General features: G+C 29.9%; 10 protein-coding genes. 5 read left to right on the plus strand and 5 right to left on the minus strand.

The genetic code is table 11. The features are described 5' to 3' along the window. The first annotated feature begins 92 nt into the window (after positions 1-92). On the plus strand, positions 93-4,898 hold the full coding sequence (locus tag SY27_RS18235; protein WP_082084337.1) for a PKD domain-containing protein: 4,806 nt from the start codon (positions 93-95) through the stop codon (positions 4,896-4,898). A gap of 54 nt (positions 4,899-4,952) precedes the next feature. On the opposite strand, the gene SY27_RS10390 is transcribed toward SY27_RS18235, so the two are convergent. Next, positions 4,953-5,450 (minus strand): hypothetical protein, encoded by a 498-nt coding sequence (locus SY27_RS10390; protein WP_045969926.1) that lies wholly within the window; start codon positions 5,448-5,450, stop codon positions 4,953-4,955. A 212-nt stretch (positions 5,451-5,662) separates the two neighbouring features. Here SY27_RS10390 and SY27_RS10395 point away from each other — a divergent pair, with 212 nt between their 5' ends. The 4 genes from SY27_RS10395 (at position 5,663) to SY27_RS10410 (ending at position 10,128) form a co-directional block, all read left to right on the plus strand. After that, complete coding sequence (locus tag SY27_RS10395; protein ID WP_045969928.1) at positions 5,663-6,802, plus strand: pyridoxal phosphate-dependent aminotransferase family protein; 1,140 nt, start codon at positions 5,663-5,665, stop codon at positions 6,800-6,802. A 57-nt stretch (positions 6,803-6,859) separates the two neighbouring features. Beyond that, positions 6,860-7,480: a dethiobiotin synthase gene (gene bioD, locus SY27_RS10400; protein ID WP_045969931.1), complete on the plus strand. Its 621-nt coding sequence runs from the start codon at positions 6,860-6,862 to the stop codon at positions 7,478-7,480. 95 nt (positions 7,481-7,575) lie between these two features. Further along, positions 7,576-8,847 carry an adenosylmethionine--8-amino-7-oxononanoate transaminase gene (gene bioA / locus SY27_RS10405; protein ID WP_045969933.1) on the plus strand — a complete coding sequence of 424 codons (1,272 nt, stop codon included), beginning with the start codon at positions 7,576-7,578 and terminating at the stop codon, positions 8,845-8,847. 123 nt (positions 8,848-8,970) lie between these two features. Continuing rightward, a complete protein-coding gene (locus SY27_RS10410; protein WP_045969935.1) occupies positions 8,971-10,128 on the plus strand; it encodes a beta-ketoacyl synthase N-terminal-like domain-containing protein in 1,158 nt (385 codons plus the stop codon). Positions 10,129-10,271: 143 nt separating this feature from the next. Here SY27_RS10410 and SY27_RS18240 read toward each other — a convergent pair whose 3' ends face one another. The 4 genes from SY27_RS18240 to recA all read right to left on the minus strand — a co-directional run bounded on the left by SY27_RS18240 (position 10,272) and on the right by recA (position 14,096). Then, on the minus strand, positions 10,272-12,035 hold the full coding sequence (locus SY27_RS18240; protein ID WP_052705277.1) for an outer membrane beta-barrel protein: 1,764 nt from the start codon (positions 12,033-12,035) through the stop codon (positions 10,272-10,274). Continuing rightward, complete coding sequence (locus SY27_RS10420) at positions 12,032-12,574, minus strand: RNA polymerase sigma factor (protein WP_045969937.1); 543 nt, start codon at positions 12,572-12,574, stop codon at positions 12,032-12,034. Before SY27_RS10420 ends, SY27_RS18240 begins: the two co-directional genes overlap by 4 nt. A gap of 17 nt (positions 12,575-12,591) precedes the next feature. After that, positions 12,592-13,002, minus strand: a complete 411-nt coding sequence (locus SY27_RS10425; protein WP_045969940.1) for a hypothetical protein — start codon at positions 13,000-13,002, stop codon at positions 12,592-12,594. An 89-nt stretch (positions 13,003-13,091) separates the two neighbouring features. Further along, positions 13,092-14,096 carry a recombinase RecA gene (recA, locus tag SY27_RS10430; protein ID WP_045969942.1) on the minus strand — a complete coding sequence of 335 codons (1,005 nt, stop codon included), beginning with the start codon at positions 14,094-14,096 and terminating at the stop codon, positions 13,092-13,094. Between the last annotated feature and the right edge of the window lie 225 nt (positions 14,097-14,321).

Below are 14,321 nucleotides of genomic sequence, written 5' to 3' on the forward strand. Positions count from 1 at the left end.
ATCACTTAAAAACAATTAATTACAAGCCTTGCTAACGCAAGGCTTTTTTTGCATTTACTTTACAATTATATTTTTAAATACCCCAAAAAACCATGAAAAAAACCTTACTCATTTTTATGTTATTTTTATGTTATTCGTCGTTTTCACAAGAAAATTGGCAAATAATGATGCATGATAGAAATGCTAATTTTAATGAAATTCAAAAAGATTTTAATATATACTACAAAAAAAATGTGTCAAATTCTAAAAGACTTCCCAAAGGAAAAGGAATTAAACAATTTAAAAGATGGGAATACTATTGGGAAAATAGAGTCGATGAAAATGGTAATTTTCCAAAAGAAGGAAATCTATTAGAAGAAATTAAAAGATATAAAAATTCACATACTAAATTCATAAGTAGAGGGTATTTTGCTGGTTCAGGAAATTGGAAAATTGTAGGCCCTATTTCTTCTCCAAATAACGGAACAGGACAAATCAATGGAAATGGGAGGATAAACTGTATTACATTTCACCCAACAGATCCAAATACTATTTTTGTAGGAGCACCATCAGGTGGTTTTTGGAAATCAATAGATGGTGGAGCAACATGGAAAGAATATTCAAGCGGATTAGTTCGTTTAGGCGTTTCAAGTATTGTTATAGATCCAATAGATCCAAATATTATTTACATTGGAACAGGTGATAGAGATAGTGGTGATGCGCCTGGTTATGGTGTATATAAAAGTATAGATGGAGGAATAACATGGCTTAGTAGTAATACTGGGATGGGAAATAGAACTGTTTATGAAATTTTAATGAATCCAACCAATTCTAACATCTTAATAGCCTCAACAAACGGTAATAGAATATACAAAAGTATAGATGCAGGCGCAAATTGGACTTTTGCCTCTACTAGTTCTTCTATGAAAGATATTGCTTTTAAACCTGGAGATCCAAATACGATATATGCTTCAGGAACAAGTGTAGATGTTTCTACAGATGGAGGAGCAACTTTTACTCAGGTTACTAGTGGCACTCCTATAGGTGTTCAAAGAATTGCTTTAGCCGTTTCTAATAACGAACCAGACTGGGTTTACTTATTAGCTGGTGGAGCTAATGGATTAATAGGTATATATCGCTCAACAGATAGTGGAATAAGTTTTTCAACAAGAACAAACGCACCTAATATTTTAGGGTATAATACAGATGGTTCTGGCACAGCAAGTCAAGCATATTATGACTTAGTCATTGCTGCCGATCCAACTGATGCTAATATCATATACACAGGTGGAGTAAATCTTTGGAAATCGACAGATGGAGGAGTAACAATGAATTGTGTATCATATTGGGTTGGACAAAGTGGAACTATAGACGGAGTTCATGCAGACCAGCACGCTTTAGAATTTTCTCCACATACTAATTTTTTATATAATGGAAATGATGGAGGTGTATATTATTCTTCAAATAATGGAACTGATTGGAATGATATTAGTAGTGGTTTAGCTATTGCACAAGTTTATAAAATTGGCGCATCACAAACAATTGATAATCTAGTTATAAATGGTTATCAAGATAATGGAACAGCAATAAACAGAGGTCCTATATTCTCCACGGAAATAGGTGGTGATGGCATGGAATGTATTATTGATCCAACTAATGAAAACTATATGTATGGAGCCTTATACTATGGAGAAATTCGCAGATCAACAAATGGAGGAACTTCTTTTGGAAATATTACAAGTAGTATCTCTGAAACAGGAGCTTGGGTAACGCCATATAAACTAGATCCTAATAATTCAAATACAATGTTCGCAGGTTATGAAAATATATGGATAAATACTGCTGTGCGTACAGGATCTACTTGGAATCAAATCTCTAATTTTGGAGCAACTTCCAAAATTGTTGATTTAGCAATTGCCCCATCAAATAGTAATATAATGTATGTTTCTAGAAACGGAACAAATAAATTCTACTATACAAATGACGCTTTAGCAGCTTCACCTACTTGGACTAATTTAAACACAAATTTACCTGCTTCATTAGTGCCTAAAGATATTGAAATAGATCCAAATGATCCTAATCATGTTTTTATAGCATTAGGAAATAACATTTATGAATCCACCGATGCAGGATTAAATTGGACAGATATTTCAGGAACACTCCCTAATATTTCATTAAATACTATTGTAATAGATCACTCAAGCCCTGTTAATGCAATGTATGTAGGAATGGATGTAGGAGTATATTATAAAGATGATAATTTGTCCGATTGGGAATCCTTTTCAACTGGATTAGCAAATTTAGAAATTACTGAGTTAGAAATATATTCAAATAACACAGAGTGTAAAAGTAAACTTTATGCTGCTACTTATGGACAAGGCCTTTGGACAAGTGATTTAAAAGATCCTGGAAACATTGCTCCAACTGCTTGTTTTGAATCAGAAACAACAGAAGATTGTATAGGAAATGACTTCATATTAATAGATAAATCTGATTATACACCTACTTCGTGGTCTTGGACAATAACTCCTACTACTTTTACATATATAAACGGAACATCATCTACATCTCAAAATCCTGAAATTAGATTTACTAACGCAGGTACTTATACTGTTGAATTAACAGCAACAAATGCAAATGGCTCTAATACAGAGACTAAAATAGCGTATATTAACATTTATGCCGGAACTATAGCTTCAAATTTTAATGAAGATTTTGAAGGTGAAACACTATGTGCAACTACTACAGATTGTGGTTCAACAACATGTGGTTTAACTGGCTTTTGGTCAAATTTAACAAACGGAAATGATGATGATATCGACTGGAGAGTTGATGAAGGAGGAACTCCTAGTGCCAATACAGGTCCAAACACTGATTTTAATCCTGGTACAGCTACAGGAAATTATATTTATTTAGAAGCATCGTCCTGTTCTAATAAAACAGGAATACTAGAAAGCCAATGCATCGTAATAGACAAGAATTATGATTTCAATTTTGCTTATCATATGTTTGGAGTAAATACAGGTAGCTTACATATCGATTTATTTTCTGATGGAAAATGGCAAGAAAATATCATAACCACTATCTCTGGTAATCAAGGAAATCAATGGAATATAGCTACAGTAAATTTAGCACCATACGTAGGAAAAACAATCAAATTACGAATTAGAGGAATAACAGGTAATGGTTTCGAATCAGATATTGCTATAGATGATATACAATTAGTTTCAAATTGCTCTACTCCTACAACATGGAATGGGACAGCATGGAGTAATGGAACTCCTTCACTAACCATACCAGTAGTAATAGACGGAAATTACAGCACATCTATAAACGGAAATTTTGAATGTTGTAGTTTATTAATAAATTCAGGATTCGAATTAAACATTAATGATTCGAATCATATTGTTGTTGAAAATGATATCGTTAATAATGGGATTTTAAATGTGAAAAACAACGGATCATTAATCCAAATAAATGATATAAATACTAATATTGGAAATATTAATTACGAAAGAACAGCTAATATTCGCCAACAAGACTATGTGTTTTGGTCTTCTCCTATTGAAGGATTTAATGTAGGGGATATTTCTCCTTTAACATCTTCAGAAAACATATACAAATGGGATCCTGTTTTTACAAATGGAAATGGAGGTCAAGGATATTGGGTTAATGCTCCTAATGACGTTATGCTTCCTGGAAATGGTTATATTGTACGCGGACCAAGTAATTTCACGAGTACTGCACAAGATTTTACAGCCGAATTCATTAATGGTTCTCCAAACAATGGAGCTATTTCAACAACTATTTCTAGAGGAAATTATACGGGTGTTGATTATTCAGGAGCAAACTCTATAACAATAACAAGATTTGATGATAACTGGAATTTAATTGGAAACCCATATCCTTCATCTATTAATGTAATTGATTTTCTAAATTTAAATAGCTCAATTATTGAAGGGTCTGTTAGAATCTGGACACATGGAACTCTTCCAAGTACATCTAATCCTAATCCTTTTTATGGGAACTATACAACAAATTATTCTTTGTCAGATTTTATTGTACATAATGGAACAGGAACAGTAAATGGTCCAAATGGTTTTAATGGGTTTATTGCTGGCGGGCAAGGCTTTATGGTTTTAATGAATGATGGTGCTACAGCATCAGATAATATTATTTTTAATAATTCATTGAGAAATAAAACATACACAAACGATCAATTTTATAAAACAAGTCCTTCTTCAGTTGAAAAGAACAGAATTTGGTTAAATTTATCAAATGAAAATGCGGATTCAGATAGAACACTAATTGGCTACTTAGAAGAAGCTACAAATTCAAAAGATAGATTATATGATGCTTTCACAAAAGTAGAGCCAAACGCACAAAAGATATATACTTTTATAGGAAGTGATAAAATGACTATCCAAGCATTTGGACTACCTTTCTCTGATGAAGACACTATTCCGTTAGGTATAAACACACCAACTCCTGGAAATTATACTATTTCAATTCATGCAGTTGATGGATTTTTTACAGGACAACAAATATTTGTCGAAGATACTTTCTTAAACACTATTAATAATATTTCTAATCAACCTTACTCTTTTTATTCTGAAGCAAATGAAATCAATGATCGTTTTATCTTAAGGTTTAATACATCTTTACTTTCTAATATTGATTTTGAAGTAGACCCAAATGATATTATTGTAAGTGGAATAGATCAAATTGAAATAGAATCTAAAAAAGAGAAAATTAAAAATATTGTTATTTATGATGTTTTAGGAAGAAAAGTATTAGATAAGAATAATATCGATGCATATAAATTCAACATAAATTCAATTATAAAATCAGATTCGGCATTATTAATGAAAATTACATTAAGCAATAACCAAATAGCATATAAGAAATTTTTATTTTAAAAAAATATAGCTGTTTTATCTAAATCAAAAGTCCTACAAATAGTAGGACTTTTTTTAATCTATTCTTTCATAAACTTGCTTCTTATTGTCATTTGACAACATCATTCTATTATTCTCTACATAATATTTTGTATGCACAGATTCATTTGTTACAGAGTCAATAAAATACAACAAACCTTTATCTCTATCCGTTTTCCATTTTCCAGATTGCGAATTATTACCGGCAGTACTATTAAAATTTGCATCTTTACTCCCAACGTATGAATCACCTTGCCAATTAATAACAACTCCATTTTCTTTAAATTGAAGAAAAAAATCAGTTGTCATAGAAGTATAAAGCGCTCCTAAACCACTATTAATAACCTCAGTATAACGCCAAGTACCTATTAATCTTTCATCTAATTCCATTGTTTTTTTAATATTAAGTTCATCAACACTTTTGCCTTTAGATACAGTATCTAGCTGAGTAATCTCTTTTTTAATATCTTCATCCCTTGTTAACTTTTCACAGTTTATTAAAAAAAGTAAAAAGAATAAATATGCTATTCTCATCTTCTAAATTTTTAATTAATTTACATTGCTTTATCTCATTAATGTAAAGTTGCAAAACAATAGTTATTTAAAAAAGAGTCTGTTCCCTGTTTATTAATGAGGGAATTTCTAAAATAAAAACAGGTAAAACCACCTTTTTTTAATTAAAAAAATCATGCTAAAGACAGAAAACATTAAAGAGAAATTAATTAAAAGTTCCTTATTTTTGAAAAATGAAACTACCTAAGTTATTACAAAATAAAATCGACAATCGCATTAATAATAATGCTTTACGAACACTTAAAAAACAATCTATTTTAGTTGATTTTGCTTCAAATGATTATTTAGGATTCTCAAAGAATGAAAATATCTTTCACAAAGCGCATGAATTACTAATTCAAAAAAAAGCAACTCAAAACGGAGCTACAGGTTCACGTTTACTTTCTGGTAATCATTTTTTATATGAAGAAACAGAAAGTTTCATCGCACAATTTCATCAATCTGAAAGCGCATTAATATTTAATTCGGGTTACGATGCAAATATTGGCCTATTTAGCTCAGTTCCACAAAGAAATGATATTGTTTTATATGACGAATTTAGTCATGCTTCTATTCGTGATGGTATTCAAATGAGTTTAGCTAAATCTTACAAATTCAAACACAATGATCTAAACGATTTAGAAAAACTGCTTCAACGCTTTGAAAACAAACTTTCAGAAATTTATATTGTTACTGAATCTGTCTTTTCAATGGATGGAGATTCACCAGATATACTAAAATTAGCCAATCTATCAGAAAAACACAATGCACTACTTATCATTGATGAGGCACATTCATTAGGCGTTTTTGGAGATAAAGGACAAGGATTAGTGCAAGAATTAACACTCCAAGATAAAGTTTTTGCACGAATTATGACATTTGGAAAAGGACTTGGTTGTCATGGAGCAGCTATATTAGGAAGTAAGAAACTAAAAGAATATCTAATAAATTTTTCTAGAAGTTTTATTTACACAACTGCACTTCCTCCACACTCTATAGCCACTATTTTAATAGCATATCAAGAATTAGAAAAAAATCAAGAAAAAATTAAAAAACTACAAGAAAACTCTCTTTTTTTTAATCAAAATATTTCTTCAATTTTTAATTCCACAAATTACAATTCAAGTATAAAGTCCATTATTATTTCAGGAAATGAAAGGGTTAAAAATGCTTCTATTTATTTAAACAATAAAGGATTCGATGTAAAACCAATACTTTCTCCAACAGTTTCTGAAGGACAAGAACGACTTCGTTTTTGTTTACATAGTTATAATTCCAAAGAAGAAATAAAAGAAGCTTTATTATCATTAGAAAAACACTTAATAAATACATAAAACATTTTAATTGTCTCTATTGTTTACGACCTTTGCAAGGAAATAAAACATATTAAAATGAAATTATTTATAACAGGCATAGGAACCGATGTAGGAAAAACAATAGCTTCGGCAATACTTGTAGAAGCATTAAAAGCCGATTACTGGAAACCTATTCAGGCAGGTGATTTAGATAATTCAGACACTCATAAGGTTCAAAAATATACTACTAATATTAAAACTGTCTTTCATAAAAACAGTTATGCATTAAATTATCCTGCAAGTCCGCATTACGCTGCTCAACTAGATAATGTTACTATTAATCTTAAAGAGATAAAAGAACCTAAAACAAAAAACCATTTAATCATAGAAGCTGCTGGAGGTCTTTTTGTACCTTTAAATAATGAAAACACTATTGTAGACTTAATTCAACCCGACTATAAAGTAATAATTGTTTCTCGTCATTATTTAGGTAGTATAAATCACACATTATTAACTATAGAAGCCTTACAAAACAGAAAGATTGATATTGCAGGTATAATTTTTAATGGAGAAGAAAATAAAGCAACAGAAGAAATTATTCTTTCAAAATCAGGTTTAAATATGATAGGACGAATAGAGAACGAACCTTATTTTGATAAAAATGTAATTCGTTATTATGCTGATTTATTTCATGAAAATCTCTCACAAATTAATTAATTGCTCATTAGATATTACCCTAAGCTTTTACCTTTGATTTTTAAACACTTAAGAGAATTAATTATATTATACTCTTTCCTTTATTCTATTACAAAATGACTTTATCTGAAAAAGACACATTATACAATTGGCATCCTTATACACAACATAAAACAGCATTTCCTCATCCTGTTATAATTAAAGGAAAAGAAGCATTACTTTGGGATGAAAACGAAAAAGAATATATAGACGCTATTGCATCTTGGTGGGTTAATCCTTTTGGACATAGTAATCCTTTTATAGCTAAAGCTATTTACAAGCAACTAACCGAGTTAGAACATGTCCTTTTTGGTGGATTCACTCATAAACCAGTAATAGAATTGGCTGAAAAGCTATCTCAAATTTTACCTTCAAACCAAAAAAAGTTTTTTTATTCAGATAATGGATCTACAGCAGTAGAAGTAGCTTTAAAAGTAGCTTTACAATACTTTTATAATAAAAAAGAGAAGAAAACTAAAATAATTGCTTTTGAAAATGCTTTTCATGGTGATACTTTTGGCGCAATGGCAGCAAGTGGTATTTCGTTTTTTACAGAAGCTTTTCAAGGTTCTTTATTAGAAGTAACTCGAATTCCTGTTCCAACAAAAGGAAATGAAGAAAAAACCATTCAATTATTTGAAAAATTAACACAATCAAATGAATATGCTGCTTTTATTTTTGAACCCTTAGTACAAGGTGCAGCAGGAATGGTAATGTATTCTAGTTCTGTTTTAGATACAATACTAAGCATTGCCAAAAAAAACAACGTTTTTACTATTGCAGATGAAGTTATGACTGGTTTTGGAAAAACAGGAAAAAATTTCGCTTGCGACTACCTAAAGCAGCAACCCGACATGATGTGCCTTTCAAAAGCACTTACTGGAGGAACAATTCCTATGGCAATAACAAGTTTTACAAATAAAATTTATAATGCCTTTTATGATAATGACACTTCAAAAGCATTGTTCCATGGTCATACTTTTACAGCAAACCCTACTGGTTGTGCAGCCGCTTTAGCCTCAATTGAATTACTAGAAACACCAGAAATACAAAACAATATACATCAAATTTACCAGCAACATTTACTGTTTGAAAAACACATTAAAACGCACCCAAAGGTGAAAACAACAAGATCTCTAGGTGTAATTTTTGCATTGGAAATCCATATTGAAGAACAACAAGATTACTATGGAGAATTACGAAACAAATTATATCGTTTTTTTATTGAAAATGGTATTATTTTAAGACCTGTAGGTAATATTATATACATATTACCACCTTACATTATAACCAAAGAACAACTCGATAAAATTTACAATACCATAGAAAAAGCATTAAACATAGTATAATTTTGTTAGGAGTAAATCTCTAGGTATATTTGCAAACCATTTTCCTGCTGTTTACTATATCTTTAAAAATAATATTTTAAAGGATGTCGTTTCCGTCAGGACTAAAGAAAAACCATAAACCTTTTGAATCAAAAAATTTCCATAACCGCATTAGCTTCTCTTTCCGCATTAGGAAACACAACTGAAGAAATCTGGAATCATTATTTAGACAAGAACAAAACCTTTATTTCTAAGAAAAATATTGGAAACCAAGAAGTTTGGGCAGCAAGTATTTCTGAAAAATTAGAAAACGAAATAAAAGAACTTCAAGAATCCGACACAAAATATAGAAATTTAGATAAATCAGTTCTATATGCTATTTGGGTTTCTCGTTTAGCAATAAAACAAGCAAAATGGACAAAAGAAGATATTTTTGGGATAAACATAGGCTCTTCAAGAGGAGCAACAGGACTTTTTGAACATTATCACGCAGAATTTATTAAAACAAATAAGGTAAGCACTTTAGCATCACCTACAACAACATTAGGAAATATATCCAGTTGGGTAGCAAATGACTTACAAAGTACTGGACCTGAAATTTCACATTCTATCACCTGTTCTACATCATTACATTCACTATTAAATGGAGTGGCATGGATACAATCAGGAATGACCGATAAGTTTCTAATTGGTGGTTCAGAAGCACCTCTAACACCCTTTACAATTGCACAAATGCAAGCCTTAAGCATCTATTCTAGACAAAAAGGCGATTATCCATGTAGAGCTTTCGATTTAAACAAAACCGAGAACACCATGGTAATAGGTGAAGGAGCAAGTGTAATTACTTTAGAAGCAGGGCAAAAAGAAAATGCATTAGCATTTGTAGAAGGAATTGGCTATGCCACAGAAGTTTTAGAACACAATATTTCTATTTCTACAGAAGCAGACTGTTTTCAAAAATCAATGAAAATGGCATTAAAAAACAATTCTTTAGAAGAAATAGATGCCATAATAATGCATGCTCCAGGAACAATAAAAGGAGATACATCAGAATTAAACGCGATAAAAAAAATATTTGGCAATACTCTTCCATTTTTAACTACAAACAAATGGAAAATAGGTCACACATTTGGAGCTTCAGGAATTTTAAGTTTAGAACTCGCCATTTTAATGTTACAAAATCAAGAATTTATAGAAATTCCATTTTATAATCAGGAAAAAAGGAAAGCACCAATAAGAAAAATTTTAGTAAATGCTGTTGGTTTTGGTGGAAATGCTGTAAGTATTTTAATTTCAAAATAGAAAAAATTTACCTCTAAGTGATCAAAAAACGAGATTTTATATCATAATTCAACAAAAAAGTCCCAAAAAAAGGGACTTTCTCGGTTTCATACTCATTGTAAAAGTTTGAAACATCTAACTAAAATTCAAGCCTAACCAAAAGCTTAAAAACTAAAACTAATTCCAGAATACAAACCAACAAAATATGGTTTAAAATTCCCCGAATTGGTATTAAAGGTATTGATTTGGTATTTAAACATAGGTTGGAGGTTTGCATTAAACGATTTCCAAAAACTATATTTAAAACCCAAACCGACATTACTACTAAAATGTATATTGTTTAAATTACTAGCTTTTCCTATATTCATTTCAGATTGATTTGAAACTAATGAAACTGTATTTTTACTTAGAAACAAAGTACTCATCCCTCCAATAAGTTCAATTCCAAATTTCTTATCAATAAGTTTATAACTTACTTCTAAAGGCACTTCAATATATCCCATTTCTTGGTTTAAACTTGCCTCTTTAACATCGCTAAGACCACTAACTTCTGATGCAAATAATGATGCTTGAATTTGAACGGTACTATTATTCTTTAACACTAAAAATTGCGCATTACTGTTTGTTTCAACATTTAATGACGTTGATCGTGCCTGATCTAAAGTATTTGAATAATAAACATTGTTTGTATTATAACTAAGAGCAATAGAATTTATTCCTGTTCTTAAACTTACTTTTTCAGACAAAGCATATTGTATTCCTAAACCATAACTTAGCGAAGTTGAATAACTCTTCGCATTGTCAATAAATTGTTCATCAATAGGAGACCCTTCAGATACCGAATTGAAATAAACGGGAGCAGCATTACTGCTAACTACCCATTTACCTCTTTTCTCTTCTTCTTTTTCAACAGCATTCCTTCCCTCTTCCTTTTCTTTTAGCAATTGTTCTAATGCATTTACATCAGTTTTTACTTCTGCAATCACAATAGTACTATCTTTATCCATCGGTATTGATAATATGTTTTTTCCTTTCTTCTCATCCGTTTTATTACTTGTGTACGGAGTATTAGTACTTATCTCATTAAAAGTCAAAGTGCGTTTCTCATCAAGCTTATTTTCTTCTTTTAAAGATTCATTCCTAGTATTATCAACTAATTTTGTCTTTTCCGCTAATTCTTCTTCATTTATAAATACATTTTGATTTAATTCATCTAAAGAATTAGTTGTACTTTTTAAATTTGATGATTCACTCTTCTTATTACTATTTGCTAAAACAATATTTTCATCATTCTTTACTATTTCATCAACCATATAACTTTCAAAAGAACTTTCATTTCGTTTATCGTTGTTTACTAATTCCGAATTTATTTTATCAGAATACGATTTATTTTGTTCTTTATAATTTGATGCTTTGTTGTCTATATTCTTCTTTAAATTAGATATATTATCATTATTCATGACAACTCTATCTGATTTACTTTTATTTTTTAAAATACGTTCTTTATTATTCAATGATTCATTAGTCGAATTACTCGTGTTCTCTAATGTTGATTCTACTATATTGCTTCCTTTTTCAAATGAACTTTCTACAACATTACCATCAGGTTTCGAATCTACAACAGATTTCTCATTTGAAATATCATCTAAGTTATCCTTTTCTTGAATATCATTTTTTTCTTGAATAACAATACTATTCTCTATTATGTCTACTTCTTTATTTTTATTATTATTTAGAATAAGGAAAAAAGTTAAGAAGAGAGAAGCTGCAATTCCTGATGCTTTAAACCAAAATGGAATACCTCTTTTTCTATCCTTTTTCTTCTCTAATTTTGAAGCAATATTTTCCCAAGCAGCATTTGGAGGAATCTCCTCAAAATCTTTGAATTTTTCTTGAAATAAACGCTCTATATTTTTATTCTCTTTCATTTTATCTTTGGAATTGAAGTTAATTCACTCGCTTCAATCTTGCTTTTTAATATTCCTTTAGCTCTTGCTAAATTAGATTTCGAAGTTCCAATGTTTATCTCTAACATTTCAGCTATTTCTTTATGAGAATAGCCATCCATAACATATAAATTGAAAACTAGTCTATATCTATCTGGTAATTCTTGAATTATCTTAGTTAAAAACTCTAATGATATATTTTCTTCTTCAACCTCAACAACTTCATCTTCTATTACATTTTCCGTTATAATTTCAAAAACACCTTGATTCCGATATTGTTGAAGAATATAATTAATAACAACTCTTTTCGCCCAACCTTCAAATGACCCTTGAAACTTAAATTGATTTATTTTTTCAAATAATAATAAAAAACCTTCTTGTAAATTATCTTGTGCTTCCTCATAGCTCCTAGAATACTTAAGGCAAACAGCAAATATCTTAGGACTTAAAAGTCTATATATTTGCTCAAATGCCTTAGTATCTCCTTGCTTACAATCATTTATGAGGTTGTCAATTATCAAAATGTATTTCTGTTTTTTTAGTCTGTAACTGGTATTTCTACTTCATAAAAAACATCTTCACCATTATCATCTTTTCCTTGCCAAAATTTAAAAGTATAAGACCCACTGTTTTGAACTTGAAAATTAAATGCTGCTTCCGTCAATGTTGGCGCTACAATATTTTGACAATCATTCCTTTCGTAAACAACAGTTTGTACCGCAAAAGTGCGAATATTAAGATCTCTATCATAATAAATACCATTATAAACATGACACGTTGTTGGCCTTTTATATTTAACCTTAATATTATAAGTTTCTCCTCTTTGGAAGCTATCAGGGACATCCACTTCTTCTATAGGTAAAAAATCTAAATGATATTTTTCACCTTCATCAACACTACATGAGTTTAAAATTAAAAACAAACTCAGTAAAAAAAGTATTTTTTTCATAAAACAGTATTTTCTTTTAAGATGTCGAATAATAAAAAAGGTTGCGTCTTAAAATAAAAAAATCACGAAATTTTCGTGATTTTTTTATTTTAAGCATTATTAGCTTTTATAGTTTCTTTTATTTTCTGTTCAAGTTCATCCATTAATTCAGGATTATCTTTTATCAATCCTTTTACAGCATCCCTTCCTTGTCCTAATTTTGTTTCTCCATAGCTAAACCATGAACCACTTTTTTTAACAATTTCAAACTCTACGGCTAGATCTAATACTTCTCCTACTTTAGAAACACCTTCTCCGTACATTATATCAAATTCGGCTGTTCTAAATGGTGGTGCAACCTTATTTTTAACAATTTTAACCTTTGTTCTATTTCCTATTACATTATCACCATCTTTTATTTGTGATGACTTTCTTATATCAACCCTTATAGAAGCATAGAACTTTAAAGCATTACCTCCAGTAGTCGTTTCAGGGTTTCCAAACATAACTCCTATTTTATCACGTAATTGATTAATGAAAAATACGGTACAATTTGTTTTATGAATAGTTCCTGTTAATTTTCTTAAAGCCTGTGACATTAAACGAGCATGTAATCCCATTTTTGAATCCCCCATATCTCCTTCAATCTCACTTTTAGGAGTTAATGCAGCAACAGAGTCAATAACTACAATATCTACAGCACCTGAACGAATTAAACTTTCGGCTATTTCTAAAGCTTGTTCTCCATTATCAGGTTGAGAGATAATTAAATTATCAATATCTATCCCCAATTTTTGAGCATAAAAACGATCAAAAGCATGTTCTGCATCTATAAAAGCAGCAATTCCACCTGCTTTTTGTGCTTCTGCAATAGCATGCAATGTTAAAGTTGTCTTTCCTGATGATTCAGGACCATATATTTCTACGATTCTTCCCTTTGGGTAACCATTAACTCCTAACGCTAAATCTAATCCTAATGAACCAGAAGAGATCGTTTCTACTTCTTCAACAGCAGAATCTCCCATTTTCATTACTGTCCCTTTTCCGTAAGTTTTATCTAATTTATCTAGAGTTAATTGTAAGGCTTTTAACTTTGCTTCTTTATCTGAACTCATATTCTTTATTTTTCGTAAAAATACCTCTTTTTTCTTTTTTTACAATTAATATTTATTAACAACTTAAAAACCAATGAAATATTTTTATCTTATTCTAAAATAACATTTCTTTTTTTATTCATTCAAAGAAAACATTATACAAAGCGTCAAATAAACAGCTATTACCATATTTAAATTATTTTATTTCAAGAACAACAATCTTCTTTTTCTATCTAAAAAACGATA

The sequence above is a fragment of the Flavobacterium sp. 316 genome (genome assembly GCF_000967805.1).
GTDB classification, from domain to species: Bacteria; Bacteroidota; Bacteroidia; order Flavobacteriales; family Flavobacteriaceae; genus Flavobacterium; species Flavobacterium sediminilitoris.

What these genes read in the sequence shown, in the direction of transcription:
- bioD (WP_045969931.1), top strand. Translation starts at nt 6,860, where the DNA reads ATGAAATTATTTATAACAGGCATAGGAACCGATGTAGGAAAAACAATA.
- SY27_RS10395 (WP_045969928.1), top strand. Translation starts at nt 5,663, where the DNA reads ATGAAACTACCTAAGTTATTACAAAATAAAATCGACAATCGCATTAAT.
- SY27_RS18235 (WP_082084337.1), top strand. Translation starts at nt 93, where the DNA reads ATGAAAAAAACCTTACTCATTTTTATGTTATTTTTATGTTATTCGTCG.
- recA (WP_045969942.1), bottom strand. Translation starts at nt 14,096, where the DNA reads ATGAGTTCAGATAAAGAAGCAAAGTTAAAAGCCTTACAATTAACTCTA.
- SY27_RS10390 (WP_045969926.1), bottom strand. Translation starts at nt 5,450, where the DNA reads ATGAGAATAGCATATTTATTCTTTTTACTTTTTTTAATAAACTGTGAA.
- bioA (WP_045969933.1), top strand. Translation starts at nt 7,576, where the DNA reads ATGACTTTATCTGAAAAAGACACATTATACAATTGGCATCCTTATACA.
- SY27_RS10425 (WP_045969940.1), bottom strand. Translation starts at nt 13,002, where the DNA reads ATGAAAAAAATACTTTTTTTACTGAGTTTGTTTTTAATTTTAAACTCA.
- SY27_RS18240 (WP_052705277.1), bottom strand. Translation starts at nt 12,035, where the DNA reads ATGAAAGAGAATAAAAATATAGAGCGTTTATTTCAAGAAAAATTCAAA.